Origin of the sequence: Emergencia sp. 1XD21-10 (assembly GCF_009936045.1) — a bacterium.
Classification (GTDB): domain Bacteria; phylum Bacillota; class Clostridia; order Peptostreptococcales; family Anaerovoracaceae; genus Senimuribacter; species Senimuribacter intestinalis.
Window position 1 is genome coordinate 133,257 of the sequence record NZ_QWEQ01000012.1, and the last position, 17,400, is coordinate 150,656.

The 17,400-nt window shown below is 45.2% G+C and carries 18 protein-coding genes; 16 read left to right on the forward strand and 2 right to left on the reverse strand.

All coding sequences use genetic code 11. The features are described 5' to 3' along the window. Window positions 1-145: 145 nt before the first annotated feature. Both D1151_RS09270 and D1151_RS09275 read left to right on the forward strand, forming a co-directional pair. On the forward strand, window positions 146-481 hold the full coding sequence (locus D1151_RS09270) for a PadR family transcriptional regulator (RefSeq protein ID WP_330588321.1): 336 nt from the start codon (window positions 146-148) through the stop codon (window positions 479-481). Further along, complete coding sequence (locus tag D1151_RS09275) at window positions 481-1,482, forward strand: permease prefix domain 1-containing protein (protein ID WP_161908714.1); 1,002 nt, start codon at window positions 481-483, stop codon at window positions 1,480-1,482. Before D1151_RS09270 ends, D1151_RS09275 begins: the two co-directional genes overlap by 1 nt. Here D1151_RS09275 and D1151_RS09280 read toward each other — a convergent pair. Further along, a complete protein-coding gene (locus D1151_RS09280; RefSeq protein WP_160200668.1) occupies window positions 1,439-1,960 on the reverse strand; it encodes a DUF6512 family protein in 522 nt (173 codons plus the stop codon). The two genes, D1151_RS09275 and D1151_RS09280, sit on opposite strands and share 44 nt — an antisense overlap. 177 nt (window positions 1,961-2,137) lie before the next feature. Between D1151_RS09280 and D1151_RS09285 the strand changes: the two genes are divergently transcribed. Both D1151_RS09285 and D1151_RS09290 read left to right on the forward strand, forming a co-directional pair. After that, window positions 2,138-3,421, forward strand: a complete 1,284-nt coding sequence (locus D1151_RS09285) for an O-acetylhomoserine aminocarboxypropyltransferase/cysteine synthase family protein (RefSeq protein WP_161908715.1) — start codon at window positions 2,138-2,140, stop codon at window positions 3,419-3,421. A 273-nt stretch (window positions 3,422-3,694) separates the two neighbouring features. After that, a complete protein-coding gene (locus D1151_RS09290) occupies window positions 3,695-4,483 on the forward strand; it encodes a hypothetical protein (protein ID WP_161908716.1) in 789 nt (262 codons plus the stop codon). 174 nt (window positions 4,484-4,657) lie between these two features. On the opposite strand, the gene D1151_RS09295 is transcribed toward D1151_RS09290, so the two are convergent. After that, window positions 4,658-5,563, reverse strand: a complete 906-nt coding sequence (locus tag D1151_RS09295; RefSeq protein WP_161908717.1) for a nucleoside recognition domain-containing protein — start codon at window positions 5,561-5,563, stop codon at window positions 4,658-4,660. A gap of 85 nt (window positions 5,564-5,648) precedes the next feature. Here D1151_RS09295 and D1151_RS09300 point away from each other — a divergent pair, with 85 nt between their 5' ends. The 12 genes from D1151_RS09300 to D1151_RS09355 all read left to right on the forward strand — a co-directional run bounded on the left by D1151_RS09300 (window position 5,649) and on the right by D1151_RS09355 (window position 17,279). Then, entirely contained in the window at window positions 5,649-6,860 is a 1,212-nt protein-coding gene (locus D1151_RS09300; RefSeq protein WP_160200663.1) for a DNA recombination protein RmuC, read from the forward strand. A gap of 3 nt (window positions 6,861-6,863) precedes the next feature. After that, the gene (locus D1151_RS09305) at window positions 6,864-7,571 is read left to right on the forward strand and encodes a metallophosphoesterase (protein WP_161908718.1); all 708 of its coding nucleotides are present in this window, start codon (window positions 6,864-6,866) and stop codon (window positions 7,569-7,571) included. Between the two features lie 18 nt (window positions 7,572-7,589). After that, window positions 7,590-8,762 (forward strand): phosphopentomutase, encoded by a 1,173-nt coding sequence (locus D1151_RS09310; RefSeq protein WP_161908719.1) that lies wholly within the window; start codon window positions 7,590-7,592, stop codon window positions 8,760-8,762. Further along, on the forward strand, window positions 8,759-10,066 hold the full coding sequence (locus D1151_RS09315; RefSeq protein WP_161908720.1) for a pyrimidine-nucleoside phosphorylase: 1,308 nt from the start codon (window positions 8,759-8,761) through the stop codon (window positions 10,064-10,066). The genes D1151_RS09310 and D1151_RS09315 overlap by 4 nt, the downstream gene beginning before the upstream one ends. Window positions 10,067-10,269: 203 nt before the next feature. Continuing rightward, a complete protein-coding gene (locus D1151_RS09320) occupies window positions 10,270-11,640 on the forward strand; it encodes a 2-isopropylmalate synthase (RefSeq protein ID WP_160200659.1) in 1,371 nt (456 codons plus the stop codon). Window positions 11,641-11,651: 11 nt separating this feature from the next. Continuing rightward, window positions 11,652-12,329 (forward strand): GntR family transcriptional regulator, encoded by a 678-nt coding sequence (locus tag D1151_RS09325; RefSeq protein ID WP_160200658.1) that lies wholly within the window; start codon window positions 11,652-11,654, stop codon window positions 12,327-12,329. After that, window positions 12,298-14,229: an aconitate hydratase gene (locus D1151_RS09330; RefSeq protein WP_160200657.1), complete on the forward strand. Its 1,932-nt coding sequence runs from the start codon at window positions 12,298-12,300 to the stop codon at window positions 14,227-14,229. The genes D1151_RS09325 and D1151_RS09330 overlap by 32 nt, the downstream gene beginning before the upstream one ends. Before the next feature lies 1 nt (window position 14,230). Then, window positions 14,231-15,370 (forward strand): isocitrate/isopropylmalate family dehydrogenase, encoded by a 1,140-nt coding sequence (locus tag D1151_RS09335; protein WP_161908721.1) that lies wholly within the window; start codon window positions 14,231-14,233, stop codon window positions 15,368-15,370. Between the two features lie 85 nt (window positions 15,371-15,455). After that, entirely contained in the window at window positions 15,456-15,977 is a 522-nt protein-coding gene (locus D1151_RS09340; RefSeq protein WP_160200655.1) for a DUF1836 domain-containing protein, read from the forward strand. Window positions 15,978-16,046: 69 nt separating this feature from the next. Continuing rightward, on the forward strand, window positions 16,047-16,433 hold the full coding sequence (locus D1151_RS16895; RefSeq protein WP_243150976.1) for a spore coat associated protein CotJA: 387 nt from the start codon (window positions 16,047-16,049) through the stop codon (window positions 16,431-16,433). Then, complete coding sequence (locus tag D1151_RS09350; protein WP_160200654.1) at window positions 16,430-16,678, forward strand: spore coat protein CotJB; 249 nt, start codon at window positions 16,430-16,432, stop codon at window positions 16,676-16,678. The genes D1151_RS16895 and D1151_RS09350 overlap by 4 nt, the downstream gene beginning before the upstream one ends. A 1-nt stretch (window position 16,679) precedes the next feature. Continuing rightward, the gene (locus D1151_RS09355) at window positions 16,680-17,279 is read left to right on the forward strand and encodes a manganese catalase family protein (RefSeq protein ID WP_161908722.1); all 600 of its coding nucleotides are present in this window, start codon (window positions 16,680-16,682) and stop codon (window positions 17,277-17,279) included. The last annotated feature ends 121 nt before the right edge of the window (window positions 17,280-17,400 follow it).

The following is a 17,400-nucleotide window of genomic DNA, read 5'->3' on the forward strand; positions in this document are numbered from 1 at the left end:
CATTTATAACCTAAAGCTGCTGCACAGAAGTTGTGCGGCAGCTTTTTAAATGAAGAAAAACTACTTGACCTGTCGTAGTAGTTGTGCTATGATTGGAACATAAAAGTACTACGACAGACGTAATACTGGAAAGGAGGTCTGCCAGGTGATTAGCAGTGATGTGATTCGGGGCTATAATGATACCATGATTTTGTATCTTTTACGAGAGGCACCCTCTTATGGCTATGAGATTTCCAAACGGATTAAGGAACTGACCGAGGAGAAATATATTATCAAAGAAACTACCCTTTATTCGGCATTTACCAGGCTTGAGAGGAACGGCTATGTAGAAGTTTTTGCAGGAAACAGCGCTAGCGGAGGAAAGCCCCGCACCTACTACCGCATTACAGAAGAAGGCAGAGCTTATTACAACGAAAAATGTCGGGAATGGCAGGTTACTAAAGAGGTTGTGGAGAAATTTATAATAGAGGAGGATGTGTAGTGGAAATTATTTTGAATTATTTAGAGAGCATGTTTGCTGAACTTGCGGATACAGGTGAAGTCAGAAGGGTAAAGCAAGAAATGGCTTTTATGATGGAGGAAAAATATACAGCATTGAAAGCTGAAGGTAAAAGTGAAAATGAAGCGATAGGCACAGTTATTGCAGAATTTGGCAGTGTAGATGAGCTGATTTGTGAGCTGGGCATTGATAAAAGCAAGAAGTCGCAGGAAAGTTGTTATTCGCATACTGAGGGAACATTTTCCGGGCGCAGAGTAACGAAAGAGGAGTGCAGAACTTATATTGCTTCCATGGAACGCTTGTCTCAGGGAATCGGGGCAGGAGTTATGCTAATCTTAGTATCTCTGATTTTTCCTGTCATGGGAGAAGAAATTTTCGGAGAGGAAAGAGGCAGCGCGCTGGGTGTGGTACTGATGTTTGTTCTGATTGCGGCTGCCGTAGTGCTGTTTATTATAAATGGTGTAGCTATGAGCAGGTTTGATTATCTGAAGAAAGAGAACCTTTCCTTAGATGAAAGTGCGATTCGTATGCTGGAGGATATGCAGCAGAAAGACAGACCGCAGTTTGCATCGAAAATTGCTGTCGGCGTACTCCTCTGTATTCTTTCTGTGATTCCGGTAATTCTCAACGAGTCGGTGCTTCACTTAGCAGAGAATATTCCGCCGTGCATTTTGTTTGTTATGGTTGGCAGCGGTGTTTACCTGCTTATTACTACAGGCGTTCCTTATGGCTGCTATAATGTGCTGATGCAGAGAGAAGACTATTCGCCGCAAATGAAAAAAGGGATGCGAAAAGGGGAGGACTTTGCAAACAGAATCGGCGGAATTTACTGGCCGTGTATTGTACTGATTTATCTAGTCTATAGTCTTCTCACCCACGATTGGGGCAGAAGCTGGATTATATGGCCGGCGGCGGGACTGTTTTTTGTAGTCATTATAGCTACTTACAGTGCTTTTTGTTCTGGCAAGGATAAGGACTTCTAAAAAGGCGACCATAGGGAGCACAGATGGAACAGGCTGCAAAAAAGAGAAGCAGCAGAATCAGTACGGTGCCAGAAAGGAGCCTGATGGAAACCTTTCCTAAAAACTCCAGAGTCATGAGAGCGTGGGAGGAACTAAAGGCGATTACCACAGAAGCTGCAAAGATGCCGATATCTGCAGGAAGAAAATTTCTGCCACAGATGGCGGTATAGCTGTAAAAACATAATACGATGAATACGATCCCTGCAAGAAGCCCTATGGTTTTAGCAGGGATAAAATTTTGCGTAAACTGACCGTAATGAACGTACTCATTGAGGCTCCAAAGCAGAAACGGAGTCAGCAAAAGCTTTAAATGTTCGAAGACGCTTTCGTTTGTTGGAGCAAGAAAGGAAATCAGCAGACTGCGACCGGACCACTCATAGGTAAAGTGGAGAAGTACACCCAGTCCGAAGGTAAAAAATATCCCGTAAATTTCAATCAAAATCAGTCACCTCTTTTTTATTATGTAGGAAATATCCATTTTTCGATATTTCCGGAATATCAAGAAAGTCTACCTATGGATAGAATCGGCGCAGCCGACTTTCTTATTATATATTTGATTTTATGCTGGGATTGGTATAAAATAGAAGGCAAATATGTTTATTAAAGGAGTGAAATTATGTCGGAGTATAAATTCAATACAAGCTGTATTCACAGCGGATATAAGGCAGAGAGTGGGAAACCGCAAGTATTGCCGATTGTCCAGAATAGCACTTACAGATACTATGATGCAGAAGATGTGGCTAAGCTTTTTGATTTAGAAAGTGCAGACTTTATGTATACCAGACTGGGAAGTCCAACCGTTAATGCGCTGGAAGAAAAGATGGCAGCGCTGGAGGGTGGAACCGCGGGTATTGCAACTAGTGCAGGACAGGCTGCAAACCTGATTACCATGCTGAATATTTGTGAAGCAGGCGATCATATTATCGCATGCGGAAATATTTATGGAGGCACATTTAACCTGTTTAACGTTACTTTGAGAAAGATGGGGATTGAAACTACTTTCATCGATTACAACCTTTCCAAGGAAGAAATCGTAGCACAGGCAAAGCCTAATACTAAGGCAATTTTTGGCGAATCTTTAGGAAATCCTGCATTGACCGTTCTAGATATTGAAAAGTTTGCTGAGGCTGCTGGCGAGGTTGGCGTGCCTCTCGTGGTGGATAATACTCTGGCATCTCCATACCTGTGTCAGCCATTGAAGCATGGTGCAAATTTTGTAACCCACTCTACAACCAAGTGGGCAGACGGACATGCAACCAGTGTAGGGGGCATGGTAATTGAAGGCGGTAATTTCGACTGGAATAAATATGCAGACAAGTATCCTGGCATGGTAGAACCGGATGAGAGCTATCACGGTTTGAAATACTTTGAGAAGTTTGGAAATCAGGCATTTTGTGTAAAGCTGAGAGCGCAGATGCTTAGAGATTTGGGCTGCACTATGGCACCTATGAATGCGTTTCTTACCTTCCAGGGACTGGATACTCTGCATCTTCGAATGGACAGACACAGCAGCAACGCTTTAGCTCTGGCACAGTTCCTTAAGAATCATCCAATGGTTGATTGGGTGAAATATCCGGGGCTGCCTGGTGATGAGGATTATGAAAGAGCACAGAAATATTTGCCAAAAGGTGCCAGCGGCGTACTTGCTTTTGGCGCAAAGGGCGGCAAGGCCGGCGGTGAAGAGGTGTTGAAAAATTTAAAACTGGCAAGTATCGTGGTGCATGTAGGCGATATTAGAACCAGTGTGCTGCATCCTGCGTCCACGACCCACAGACAGCTTAGCGAAGAAGATCAGCTGGCTGGCGGTATCAAACCAGAGCTGATTCGTGTATCTGTAGGCTGCGAAGATATCGAGGATATCATTGCAGACTTTGATCAGGCGTTGAATGCACTGAAATAATGTTGACAGCTGACGGGCTTTAGTACCGAATATTGATTTTTGAAAAAAAGGTATCAAAAGTGTGATAAAAATTCAAGTGAATCTTAAAAATAGCGGCAAATTGTCGCTATTTTTTTGTGAAGAAGGGTAGCAATTTGTCTGGATATAGGATATAATGGATAAAATGTAATAATTTGTAACATAGCTTGAGCAAATTGTGAAATTTTGTTGTGATTTTGGCTAAAGAATTAGTACCTTATTTCAAAAAATCTTAAATAGGTACGAAAGGACAATATGGAAGACATTAGAGGAATCATTGAAAATGAAAAACGTCTGCAGGAAATGCAGAAACAGACTTTTGAGCATCGACTACGTAAGCTGCCGAAGGGAAAGCTGGTAATGAAAAATGGCTACTACTATAAGAGAGACTATAATGCTAATGGGAGAGAGGAATTTTATATCCCAGGCAGCAAGCAGCTTTTAATTGACCAGTTAAAGGAGCGAGGCTACCTTGAGAAAAGCATTAGACAGATTGAGACGAATCTTTTAGCAATGGAGCGCTTACTTGAAAAATATCAGAATTATGATCCGCTTTCAGTTTTGCCTAAGTTAGGTAAAGCATATCAGATGCTGCCGGAGGAATGTTATGCTCTGTGCGGAATATCATCTCCGGAAAACTTTGAGAATGAAAATCAGGAAAGAAACTTCTATTTGCAGGAACATTTGAAAATGACAACAATCAAGGGTCATAAGGTCAGGTCGAAGTCCGAATTGGATATAGCTAATCAGCTGTTTTTGAATCAGATTACTTATCGCTATGAGCCACAGATTCTGATTGGTGGGAAAGTTTTTTATCCAGATTTTGAGATTTTGAAAGTACCAGAACAGAAAATATTTTATTGGGAGCATTTAGGTATGATGGGTCAGCCGGAATACCGTGAACATGCAGAGTACAAACTTGAAGAGTATCGTAAGGCGGGAATCGTGCCATGGAAAAATCTTATAATTACGTATGATGATGAGAACGGCGGATTGGACTCGAAAACTATATCAAAAATTATAGACGTTTTTTTGAAATCATAGTAAAATAGAAGCAATAAGGAGGTAGCAGCATGGACTATCAGCGGGCATAAAAAGATCGGATGGAGGCATATTATCAGATTACTGCTTCCTATCGTGCAACTACGATACACGCTGCAAAGGCGGCAAGAGGACCGGAGCTATGTGCGGGCAGGTGCAGCTTGAGAACTGAAAAAACTAGAAGCCGCATATAAAGAGTACTTCGCAGACGATTTTGCCTGTCAGTAAAGAAATCATAAGACTTCCTAGCCAGATACATATGGCACCGGGAAGTCTTTGTTGTTTTACCAGAAGGACTGCGGAGTTAAAGCAAGGCACAGAAAAGGTCATCATTACCACGCAGCTCAAAAGCTGGGCAGCGCTGAATATGCCGCTTCCTGCAAGGGAGAGTAAAGATGCTGCACCGAAATCCCGTTTTAGAATGTTTAAAAGCAGCAAAGATGCAGCTTCGGAAGGCAAGTGAAACACATTCTCAAGTATTGGTGCACAGAGAGAAGATAATGCATCTAAGGTGCCGAAGTAAAGAAGAATACTGATAATAACACTGCCAGCGCAGAATGCTGGTGCGGTATCAGATACTGATCGAAAGGCTTCTCTTAGGATTTGCAGAATAGAAAAGTTTCCGTTTGCGCTTTCCGGCTTTACCATGGTATCTGTCAGTGGAAACAGCATCCCCAGCCCTAAGTATAAAACCCCGGCGAACAGAACAAAAAACAGAAAAAACACTAAAAAGACTCGTAAGGTAACCATGGATGCAAAGGCGGCAAGGAGGGTAAGCTGGGCAGAACATGGAACCAGCAAAATGAGGATCAGTGCCATGCGGCTGCGGCTTTTGGAATCGGTCAATGGTGTCAGCGCAGCTAAGGCACAAGTGGTGCAGCCCAGTCCTATAAATCCGTAGAAAAGTTGATTGATCAGAGGAGAAGTGGTTTTAAGAAATGGGATTTTGGGGAGAATCTGTCCTAGTATTCCAAGAAATACCATGACGGGAAATAGAACTAGAAGCAGATATCTGGGGGTGAGGGTGAAAAGTCCGAATTCACCGAAAAAAATACAGTCTAAAAGTGATAGGAGATTACACATTTCTACTTTTGAATCCTTTCAAAAAATGGTATACTATATATGTATGAGTAAAAGAAACTTTAATGAAAGAAAGAGGTAAGGCAAAATGATGGATATCGCATTGGTGATACTGGGCGTTATCATTCTGATCCTTCTCATTGCAGTGCTGGGCAAGTTTTCGGCGGTGCAGAAAGAAATCAAGGAATCCAGAGTGGAGACCATTCAATACATAAATAATTCTTTTAAGAACTTTGGGGATATGGTGAGTGGAAATCAGAAAGAGGTAACTCAAATGCAGGACAAGCGTCTTGCGGAGCTGAGTGAGAGATTTCGCTATATGACCATGGAAAATGAGCAGAAGCTGGAAAATATTCGCAGCACCATGTCGCAGAAAATTGGTGAGCTTACGGAAGATAATAACAAGCAACTTGAGCAAATGCGCCAGACTGTAGATGAGAAGCTGCAGAAAACTTTAGAGGATCGCATTGGGCAGTCCTTTAAGCTGGTCAGCGAGAGACTGGAGCAGGTTTATAAAGGTCTCGGCGAAATGCAGACTCTGGCAACGGGGGTAGGCGATTTGAAGAAGGTTCTTTCCAATGTAAAGACTAGAGGAATTCTCGGTGAAATTCAGCTGGGAGCCATTTTGGAACAGATATTGTCACCTGATCAGTATGAGGAAAATGTGACGACCAGAAGCACTGGCTCTGAGCGTGTCGAATATGCAGTGAAGCTGCCGGGTGAGGACGATAGAACTGTTTACCTCCCTATCGATGCAAAATTTCCTGCAGATGCATATGCAAAGCTGGTTGACGCATATGATGAGGGAGACAGTGCAGCCATCGAAGCAGCAGGAAAGAACTTGGAACGTATTATCAAATCCGAAGCAAAGGATATTCGTGATAAATACGTAGAACCGCCAAATACAACGGACTTTGGCATTATGTTCCTGCCTTTTGAGGGACTTTATGCGGAAGTGGTGCGGCGCGGACTTGTGGAGACGCTGCAGAGAGACTATAAGGTCAATATCGCAGGTCCGACTACCATGGCAGCGCTGCTCAACAGTCTGCAGATGGGCTTTAAGACTTTGGCAATCCAGAAACATTCCAGTGAGGTATGGGATATTTTGGGTGCTGTAAAAAATGAATTTGAAAAATTTGAAAGCGTTCTTGCGGCAGCGCAGAAAAAAATCAATCAGGCAAACGACGATCTTGACAAGCTGGTGGGCACTCGCTCGCGGATGATTCGCAGCAAGCTGCGCAAGGTGACGACCTTAAACGACGATGAATCTGCAGTTTTGCTTGATTTAGAGGAGAAATAAAAGGTGAAGATATTTGCAATTGCTGATTTACATTTGTCCATGGATGCACGCATTGAAAAACCGATGGATATTTTTGGAAGCAGATGGCAAAACCATGCAGAAAATGTGGCGAACCACTGGAATCGTCTTGTTACAAGAGAAGATGTGGTAATTCTACCGGGAGATATTTCCTGGGGACTCAGGCAGGAGGAAGCTATGGCTGACCTTGCGTGGATTCACCAGCTGCCGGGCAGAAAGGTGATTACCAAGGGAAACCACGATTTGTGGTGGACCTCTGTCAGCAAGCTGAATAAACTATTTGATGACATTACGTTCCTGCAGAACAAATGTTATATGGCTGGCAGCGTAGCAGTTTGTGGTAGCCGCGGATGGGTGTGCCCCGGAAGTGATGGCTTTTCCGCCCACGATAAAAAGATCTACGAAAGGGAACTGATTCGTCTTGGACTGTCTTTGGATGAAGCAAAGAGGCAGGGCGCAGAGCATATCGTTGCGGCTTTGCATTTTCCGCCTACTAACGACAAATTGCAGCCGTCAGGATTTACCGCTTTGATGGCAGAACATGGGGTGAAAACCTGTGTTTATGGGCACCTTCATGGAAAGGACGCATTTAAAAACGGACTAAAAGGACGACTTGACGGTGTAGAATATAGATTGGTTTCTCTCGATTTTCTGGAGGGAAAACCGGAACTTATTTATCAGTCAGAAGAATAGAAAGCAGGTGATTAGGAAATGAGAAGAGTAATTTTGATGGTGACAGACAGTGTGGGTGTAGGGGCACTTCCTGATGCAGCCAGCTATGGAGATATGGGAGCAAATACCTTTGCCCATGCGGCGGCAAATACGCCCGGCTTTGCGGTGCCAAATCTGAAAAAACTGGGCTTTGGTAATATTGAAGGTGTCCTTGAAGGTGCGCTTAGGGAAGATGCACCCAAAGGCGCTTTCGGCAGACTGGCAGAGGTTTCTAAAGGAAAGGATACTATTACAGGTCATTGGGAAATTGCCGGAATTGAAACAAGGACACCCTTTAAGACTTATCCGGACGGATTTCCGAAGGCGTTTATGGATACTTTCGAGGAAAAAATCGGAATTTCCTGTCTGGGTAATTATCCGGCTTCCGGCACAGAAATTATCGAGACGTTAGGACCGGAGCATGAAGCCAGCGGCAAGCCTATCGTCTATACATCGGCTGACAGCGTTTTTCAGATTGCTGCAAATACGGCGGTGATTCCGTTGCCAAGGCTCTACGAAATTTGTCAGGCTGCGAGAGAACTTCTCACCGGAGAGTTTGCTTGTGGCAGAGTTATCGCAAGACCTTATGTAATGGAAGACGGAAAGCGGGTCAGGACCTCAGACAGAAAGGACTATGCCGTTTCACCGCCGCAGAAAACGCTCCTGGATTTTGTCAGTGAAGCGGGACAGAACGTTTATGCTGTCGGTAAAATCAGCGATATTTTCAACGGCAGCGGTGTTACCACCTCGATACATACAGAGAGCAATATGGACGGAGTGGATCAGACCATCAAGGCGCTGGCTGATGATTTTGGCGGTCTAATTTTTACAAACCTTGTGGATTTTGACTCTAAATTCGGTCACAGAAGAGACGCGGAAGGCTACGGCAGAGCGATTATGGAGTTTGACAGAAGACTTCCTGAAATCACAGCAGCTATGGGTGAGGACGATATTCTAATGATTTGTGCTGATCACGGCAACGATCCGGTACACGCTGGATGGGATCACACTAGAGAGTACATTCCGCTGGTGGTCTATGGAAAGCATGTCAAAGCAGGCACCGATTTAGGTACGCGCAAATCCTTTGCTGATATCGGGGCGAGCATTGCGGCATACTTAGGTGCTGAAAAAACTGCAATTGGAGAGAGCTTCTTAGAGGAGATTTTAAAATGAATATGAACGATATCATCGTAAAGAAACGGGACGGCGGTAAACTGACAACAGAGGAAATCGGATTTTTTGTCAAGGGCTATGCGCAGGGCGACATTCCTGATTATCAGGCGGCGGCACTTTTGATGGCGATTTATTTCCAGAAGATGGATAAGGAAGAGACCTTTGCGCTGACTGACGCTATGCGATATTCCGGCGATACGGTGGATTTGTCTGGAATTTTCGGCATCAAGGTAGATAAGCATTCCACCGGCGGCGTGGGAGATAAAACCACGCTGATTTGTGCGCCCCTTGCTGCAGCATGCGGCATTCCTATCGCAAAGATGAGCGGCAGAGGCCTTGGATTTACAGGTGGAACTGTGGATAAGCTGGAGGCCATTCCTGGATTTCAGACCACCCTTGAGCCAGCAGCTTTCCTGAAACAGGTCAATGAGGCGGGCATTGCCGTCATCGGTCAGACCGCCCATATCACGCCGGCTGATAAAAAAATCTATGCACTGCGGGATGTGACGGGCACGGTGGAAAATCTCAGCTTGATTGCCTCCAGCATTATGAGCAAAAAGCTTGCTGCAGGCAGCGATGCCATTGTACTAGATGTAAAATGTGGCAGCGGCGCTTTTATGGAAAATCAGGCGGCGGCAGAGGAGCTGGGCAGTCTGATGTGCGAAATCGGCAGCGCAGCGGGCAAGAAAACTGTAGCGGTAGTGACCGATATGAATCAGCCGCTGGGCCACGCTGTAGGAAACAGTTTGGAAGTCATCGAGGCCATCGAGACCCTTAAAGGCAATGGTCCTGCGGATATCACAGAACTTTCTCTGAAACTGGCAGGCGTGATGATTTTCCTCGGTGCAAGAGCAAAAACTGCGGCAGAAGGAGAAATGATGGCGAAACAGGCGCTGTACAGCGGGGCGGCATTGGCAAAGCTGAAAACGCTGATTACCAGACAGGGTGGAAATCCGGCGGTCATAGAGGACTACGATTTGCTTCCGTCGGCTGCGTACAGCATGGAACTCACTGCGCCTGAAGCTGGCTTTATTACGTCTATTGACGCCAGGGCAATTGGGCTTGCTTCGCAGCATACCGGCGCCGGCAGACAGTCGAAGGAAGATTCCGTGGATTTGGCGGCGGGCATTTACCTTCATTGCAAAGTTGGCGACAAGGCAGCCAAAGGAGAAGTTTTGGCTACCCTTTACGGCAGCAGTAAAGGAAAGCTGGCGGCTGCTGTAAAGGAAGCGGAGAAGGCTTTTGTGATAGGAAAAGAAAAACCGGAAAGACCGGAGCTAATAAAAGAAATTTTGGGACTGTAATACACAGTCTCTTTTTTATTGGAAATGAGTTGTACGGGCAGCAGTGCCTGCATAAGATAGAAGATGTGAGTAAAATGTGAAAACAATTTAAGAACAATTATACATATTCTATTGACAAACAAGATGAAAACAATTATACTTGTATACAGATAATCGAATGCGTTAATGCACAAAAGCGGATGAAGGAAAAAGGAGGTAGAAATATGATAGAGATATCGAGGAAATCTAATCTGTTGGAACAACCAACCTATAAATATGACTTGCAGGATATTCCGCAGCCCAATTTATATAGAGATATGTACAATTATTCTGAGGTGCCGAAGGTGGTGTTTAACCATAGGCGGGTGCCGATGAACATGCCCGAAGATATTTGGATTACAGATACTTCCTTTCGAGACGGACAGCAATCTATGGCTCCTTATACTGTAGAGCAGATTGTAGATCTATACAAATTGCTTTCCAGACTGGGCGGACCATATGGACTGATTCGTCAGTCTGAGTTTTTTATTTATACGAAAAAAGACCGCCAGGCAGTAGAAAAATGCATGGAACTGGATTTGAAATTCCCGGAAATCACTACATGGATTCGTGCGAAACGAGAGGATTTTCGTCTGGTAAAAGAACTGGGGATTAAGGAAACCGGAATTTTGGTATCCTGCAGTGATTACCACATTTTTAAGAAGATGAACATGACGAGAAGACAGGCGGTGGACTACTATCTTGAAACGATTCGAGAAGCCTTTGAGGAGGGTGTAGTGCCTAGATGTCACCTGGAGGATATCACCAGGGCAGATTTTTATGGCTTTGTAGTGCCTTTTGTCAATGAGATTATGAAGCTTTCCAGGGAGGCTGGCGTGCCGGTAAAAATCAGAGCCTGTGATACTATGGGTTATGGCGTTCCGTATAATGGAGCGGCGCTGCCAAGGAGTGTATCTGGAATTATTTACGGATTGCAGCAGTACTCCGGTGTTCCCAGCGAGATGCTGGAGTGGCACGGGCATAATGACTTTTATAAGTCTGTGGCGAATGCTTCTACAGCGTGGCTCTACGGTGCCTGCGCTGTAAACTGCTCTCTGCTGGGTATTGGAGAACGTACAGGAAATGTCCCGCTTGAGGCTATGGTCTTTGAATATGCCTCTCTGAAAGGTTCCATGGACGGTATGGATCCGACAGCAATTACTGAAATCGGAAGATATTTCAGAGATAAGATGGGATACAATATTCCACCGATGACGCCGTTTGTTGGTGAGAATTTCAATGTGACGAAGGCAGGCATTCATGCCGACGGGCTAATGAAGGACGAGGAAATTTACAATATCTTTGACACGAAGAAACTTCTTGGAAGAACGCCGGGGGTTGCGGTCAGCAAGACCAGCGGTCTTGCGGGCATTGCATACTGGATGAACGAGCATTACGGCCTTTGCGGCGAGGAGAAAATGTCCAAGGATACGCCTATTGTGCACACCCTGAAGGAATGGGTTGATGAGATGTATGCAGACGGACGAACCACCAGCTTATCTAACAAAGAGCTGGAAGATAAGGTTCGGGAATTAACGTCTGAGAGTGAACAGTAAGGAGGCTTACCATGATTGAATATAAGACTATTTCTCTTGCAAATCAGGTTTATGATAGATTAGAATACAACATTTTGAGCGGCACTTATGCGCCAGGGGAAATCATCAGTGAGACCAGACTTTCTGAGGAACTGGGTGTCAGCAGAACGCCAATCAGAGAGGCTATGGCAAAGCTGGCCCACGAGAAGCTGATTAAAGATTCTCCCCAGGGGACTGTAGTTGTAGGTGTGACAGAAAATGATGTCAAAGACTTGTTTGAAGTGAAACGCAGAATCGAAATCATCGCAACGAGAAGAGCGGCAGAGAATATCAGCGAAGAGGGGCTTGCAGCGCTGAAAGAAAATGTAGAGCAGCAGGAATTTTTTGCCCAGAAAGGTGACGTCATCAAGGTGAGGGACCTGGATACGGAGTTTCACGATATCCTTTATAGAGAATGCGGCAGTGTGACTTTTGAGACGATCCTGTCTCCAATCCATCACAAGATGATGAAGTTTAGACGGCTTTCTCTGGAAAAATCCCACAGGATTGTGGCGTCTGTAGCAGAGCACAAATCTCTTTATAATGCCATTGCAGATAAAGATGGTGATAAGATTGAAACTATTATGCTTTTGCATATTGACCACGCATACAACAATATCATGGAGGTGAACGAACAGTATGGGACTGACAATAGCACAGAAGATCATTAAAGAACATTTAATCAGCGGAGATATGACACCAGGCAGTGAAATAGCACTGAAAATAGACCAGACTCTGACGCAGGACGCAACTGGCACCATGGCTTATCTGGAATTTGAGACCATGGGCATTCCCAGAGTCAGAACGGAGCTTTCTGTTGCCTATATTGACCATAACACGTTGCAGTCTGGTTTTGAAAATGCTGACGATCATAGATTCATTCAGTCTATGGCAAAGAAGTACGGCTTGTACTTTTCAAGACCGGGCAACGGCATTTGTCATCAGGTGCACCTGGAGCGCTTTGGCAAACCGGGCAAGACTCTGATTGGATCTGACAGCCACACGCCGACAGGCGGAGGTATCGGCATGCTCGCCATGGGTGCGGGCGGCCTTGATGTGGCAGTTGCTATGGGCGGCGGCGCTTATTATATCACCATGCCAAAGATGTACAAGGTGAATTTGACCGGAAAGCTGAATCCTTTTGTGACTGCAAAGGATATTAGTCTGGAAATTCTGCGTATTCTGTCCGTAAAGGGCGGCGTAGGCGCCATCATTGAGTGGGCAGGTCCAGGCGTAGAAACTCTGTCTGTACCGGAAAGAGCTACTATTACCAATATGGGCACAGAACTAGGCGCAACCACATCTATCTTCCCGTCTGATGAGGTAACCCGCGCATTTTTGGCGGCGGAGGGCAGAGAAGAAGATTATATGCCTCTTTCCAGCGATTCTGACGCAGTGTACGACCGTATCATCGACATTAATTTGTCTGCGCTGCAGCCGATGATTGCATGTCCTCACAGTCCGGATAATGTAGTGCCGGTACATACTCTGAAAGGTACCAAGGTGGATCAGGTCTGCATTGGCTCCTGCACTAACTCTTCACTGTATGACATGCTGAAAGTGGCTGCTATGCTGAAAGGCAAGACTATCAAACCGGAGGTAAGTCTGTCTATTTCACCAGGCTCCAAGCAGGTGCTGACAATGTTGGCTGACTGCGGCGCTTTGTCGGATATTTTAGCCAGCGGTGCAAGAGTACTGGAGTGTGCCTGCGGACCATGTATCGGCATGGGATTTTCGCCAAATTCCGGCGGCGTATCTCTTAGAACTTTTAATAGAAACTTTGAAGGGCGTTCCGGCACAGCCGATGGAAAAGTATATCTGGTTTCTCCGGAAACCGCCGTTGCAGCGGCACTGACCGGCGAGATTACAGATCCTATGCTTCTTGGGGAGATGCCGGAAGTTGTTATGCCGGATGCCTTTAAAATTGATGATAGTGCGATTATTGCACCTGCACCAGTTGAGGAGGCAAAGGAACTTCCGATTCTACGAGGACCGAACATCAAGGCTTTTCCAAGCAGCAAACCTCAGGAGGACAGTCTGGAAGCAGAGTTGGTGCTTAAAGTTAGCGATAACATCACCACAGACCACATTATGCCGGCAGGCGCAAAGATTCTGCCGTACCGCTCCAACATTCCGCACCTGTCTCAGTACTGCTTCGGTGTGTGCGATGAAACCTTCCCGGAAAGAGCAAAGGCGGCGGGAGAGAGTATCATCGTAGGCGGAAACAACTATGGGCAGGGTTCTTCCAGAGAGCATGCTGCGCTGGTTCCACTTTATCTGGGGGTTCGCACTGTCATTACTAAGAGTTTTGCTCGAATTCACGCTGCGAATCTCATTAATGCCGGTATTATGCCGCTGACCTTTCAAAATCCTGAGGATTACGATAAAGTGTCTCAAGGGGATAAGCTGAAACTTTCGGATATCTATGCAGGTATGGACAGCGGAAAGATTACACTGACGAACCTGTCTACCGGTGAGGAAATTCCGCTGGAATGCAATTTTACACAGAGACAGAAAGAAATTCTAAAGGCAGGGAGCCTTTTGAAATACGTAGCAAAAGAGGGAAAATAAGATGGATACATATATTGAAAAAGCCTGCGAGCAGTTTCGTACACTGCTTTTGGAACAGCTTGCGCGAACAGAAAAAATGGAAACCAGCAGTGTACCTAAGGATTTTACGTCTATGGAGAAAATAACCATTGGCATTGTTGGTGGTGATGGAATAGGACCTATTATCATGGAGCAGGCAGATAGACTTCTGAACAAGGTGCTGGCTGAGGAAATCGCAGAAGGACGTATTGTGCTGAAAAAAATTGACGGCCTGACTATTGAGAACAGAATGGCTCTTGGAAAAGCTGTGCCGGAAGATGTCCTTGCAGAAATTAAATCCTGCGATGTGCTGCTCAAAGGACCGACTACTACACCAAAGGGCGGCACTTTGGAAAGTGCCAATGTTACTCTTCGCAGAGAATTAGATTTATATGCTAACGTTCGCCCAGTGCAAGTACCAGAAGAAGGGATTGACTGGATTTTCTACAGAGAAAATACGGAGGGCGAGTACGTTTTGGGAAGCCGGGGCGTTGAAGTGCCTGGCAAGCTTTCGATGGATTTTAAAGTAACTACAGAGCCTGGAACCCGCAGAATTGCAAAGGCTGCCTTTGAATATGCCAAGGCAAATGGAAAAGACCGTGTAGCAATTGTGACCAAGGCAAATATCATGAAAAAGACGGACGGCAATTTTACTAGAATATGTCATGAGGTGGCGGCAGAATATCCAGGCATCAAAGCGGACGACTGGTACATCGATATTATGACTGCTAACTTAGTGAACAAGGATATCAGAAATCAGTTTCAGGTATTTGTGCTGCCAAATCTTTACGGTGACATCATCACCGATGAAGCAGCAGAAATTCAAGGAGGCGTAGGTACTGCAGGAAGCGCAAATATGGGCGACCAATATGCTATGTTTGAAGCTATTCATGGCAGCGCACCGAGAATGATAGAGGAGGGTCTTGGCGATTATGCCAATCCGTCCAGTATTTTCAAGGCTGCAGAAATGATGATTCGGCACATCGGATTGACAGCTAAGGCAGACAGGCTGGCAGCCGTACTGGAAGAATGCAGCGAAAAAGAGAAGAAAGTAGTGGTAACTGGCTTTGCTTCTGGGGCTACCTGCAAAGAGTTTGCCGATTACGTCATGAGCAAGCTGTAAAATATCTTGCAAAATTCTTATAAACGTTTTAAAATATAGTGAAATAAAATAATGAAAATGACGAAACACGATATGGAGAAACGGAATGGAAGAATTAAAGCTATTTAAAGAGCAGCTAAAGAATATGCGTCCTGAGGGCTGGGACCAGATTCCGGATATTGATCTTTATATGGATCAGGTCATCAGCTATATGAGCAGGCAACATATCGGGCTTGAGCCTTTAGGCGATGAGAGTTTGACTGCAGCTATGATTAATAATTATGTGAAACATGGGCTGCTTCCAAGGGCAAAGGGAAAGCGGTACAGCAGAGAACATCTTGCCTATCTGACGGCAATCTGTCTTTTAAAACAGGTGCTCAGTGTCAGTGAGACGGGAGCCCTTTTGGAGAAGGAGATGGAGCACAGCGATATCCGAACATTTTACGACCAATATCTTGAGATTTTAGATGAAACTTTTACGGAGACAGCAAGCAGGCTTTGCGAAGAAGAAAGCAAGGAAAGTCTTGCTGAGCTGGCACTGACCATGGCGGTAGAAAGCTATGCAAAAATGCTGGCATGTAAAAAGATTCTGAAGGAGATTGCTCCTGCACCTGAAGCGAAAAAATAGTCACAAAAGAAGAATCCCTGACATAGTATAAAGTATCTTACTGTGAAAGGGGTTTTTCTTTTGAATAAAATGGAGCCTTATATTGGTATGCCGATTATTTTAGGCGAATCGGACCTTTGCGGCACTTGTGACTGCGATAAACCGGCTTGCGATGAAACGCCGCCGACGCCGCCGCAGGGACCTGTTGCGCCATCACCACAACCACCGCAGCCGTCAGAGCCGTCACAGCCATCGAGACCGCCGCAGACATCTGCATGTATGCCATGTCTGTACGATGACAGCTGTCAGAACTGCAGTGTGCAGCCGCCGCAGCAGAAAATGATGCTTGCTATGGCATATGTGCCTTGGCAGAGATGGCAGAATCCGTATGAATACGAAGAGGGTCTGAAGGCAGGAACGATTTTCCCTGACCTGAATTTACCGTTTCTGGGCGCACAGGGAGGTATGAGAAGATGACGAGAGAAGAAGCAATGAGACAGGTGCAGATGTATGACTTTGCACTGATTGATACAGGACTGTTCCTTGATACCCACCCGACCAACAGGGAAGCACTGGATTTTTATGCGAGTACAAGAATGCGGTATCTGCAGGCTGTGGAAGAGTATGAGCAGCAGTTTGGTCCTTTGACTGCGCAGGATACCAACACCGATAACGGCTGGGCATGGGTAGAAACACCTTGGCCGTGGGAAATGGAGGATTAGTATGTGGACTTATGAGAAGAAATTAGAATACCCTGTAAAAATCAAAAATCCAAATCCGGCCATGGCGAAGTTTATTATCAGCCAATATGGCGGACCCGATGGTGAAATCGCTGCGTCGCTCAGATATCTGTCCCAGCGTTACTCTATGCCGTACAGAAAAGTTGCAGCGGTGCTTACCGACATCGGCAGTGAAGAAATCGGGCATTATGAAATGGTAGCCACTATTGTGCATCAGCTGACCAAGAATATGACCATGGATCAGATAAAAGAAGCTGGATTTCAGGAATATTTCGTAGACCATACTTCTGGCGTTTATGCCCAGGCAGCGGCAGGATTCCCTTTTGATGCATTGTGCTTTGCATCAAAGGGTGATGCCATTACGGATTTACATGAAGATATGGCGGCAGAACAGAAAGCCAGAACAACTTATGACAATATCCTGAGAATGGTAGATGATCCTGACGTACTGGATCCAATTCGTTTCCTGCGCCAGAGAGAAATTGTACATTATCAGCGGTTCGGTGAAGCGCTGAGAATTGTTCAGGATAATCTGGATTCTAAAAATTTCTATGCAATTAATCCGGAGTTTGATTTGAGATAGGAAAGCTGTAAAAGTAAATATGTATTGAAACAGCGCACCCGGCGATAATTGGGTGCGCTGTTTAAGTATGAAAATCCAATGTTCTTGACATTTTACGCTCTTTAGGCATTTTATGCTCTTA

Bases quoted from the DNA above. Each gene is read 5' to 3' on its own strand.
- D1151_RS09300 (WP_160200663.1), top strand. From the start codon at position 5,649: ATGATGGATATCGCATTGGTGATACTGGGCGTTATCATTCTGATCCTT.
- D1151_RS09350 (WP_160200654.1), top strand. From the start codon at position 16,430: ATGACGAGAGAAGAAGCAATGAGACAGGTGCAGATGTATGACTTTGCA.
- D1151_RS09295 (WP_161908717.1), bottom strand. From the start codon at position 5,563: ATGTGTAATCTCCTATCACTTTTAGACTGTATTTTTTTCGGTGAATTC.
- D1151_RS09330 (WP_160200657.1), top strand. From the start codon at position 12,298: ATGGGACTGACAATAGCACAGAAGATCATTAAAGAACATTTAATCAGC.
- D1151_RS09290 (WP_161908716.1), top strand. From the start codon at position 3,695: ATGGAAGACATTAGAGGAATCATTGAAAATGAAAAACGTCTGCAGGAA.
- D1151_RS09355 (WP_161908722.1), top strand. From the start codon at position 16,680: ATGTGGACTTATGAGAAGAAATTAGAATACCCTGTAAAAATCAAAAAT.
- D1151_RS16895 (WP_243150976.1), top strand. From the start codon at position 16,047: ATGGAGCCTTATATTGGTATGCCGATTATTTTAGGCGAATCGGACCTT.
- D1151_RS09325 (WP_160200658.1), top strand. From the start codon at position 11,652: ATGATTGAATATAAGACTATTTCTCTTGCAAATCAGGTTTATGATAGA.
- D1151_RS09320 (WP_160200659.1), top strand. From the start codon at position 10,270: ATGATAGAGATATCGAGGAAATCTAATCTGTTGGAACAACCAACCTAT.
- D1151_RS09315 (WP_161908720.1), top strand. From the start codon at position 8,759: ATGAATATGAACGATATCATCGTAAAGAAACGGGACGGCGGTAAACTG.
- D1151_RS09340 (WP_160200655.1), top strand. From the start codon at position 15,456: ATGGAAGAATTAAAGCTATTTAAAGAGCAGCTAAAGAATATGCGTCCT.
- D1151_RS09335 (WP_161908721.1), top strand. From the start codon at position 14,231: ATGGATACATATATTGAAAAAGCCTGCGAGCAGTTTCGTACACTGCTT.
- D1151_RS09310 (WP_161908719.1), top strand. From the start codon at position 7,590: ATGAGAAGAGTAATTTTGATGGTGACAGACAGTGTGGGTGTAGGGGCA.
- D1151_RS09285 (WP_161908715.1), top strand. From the start codon at position 2,138: ATGTCGGAGTATAAATTCAATACAAGCTGTATTCACAGCGGATATAAG.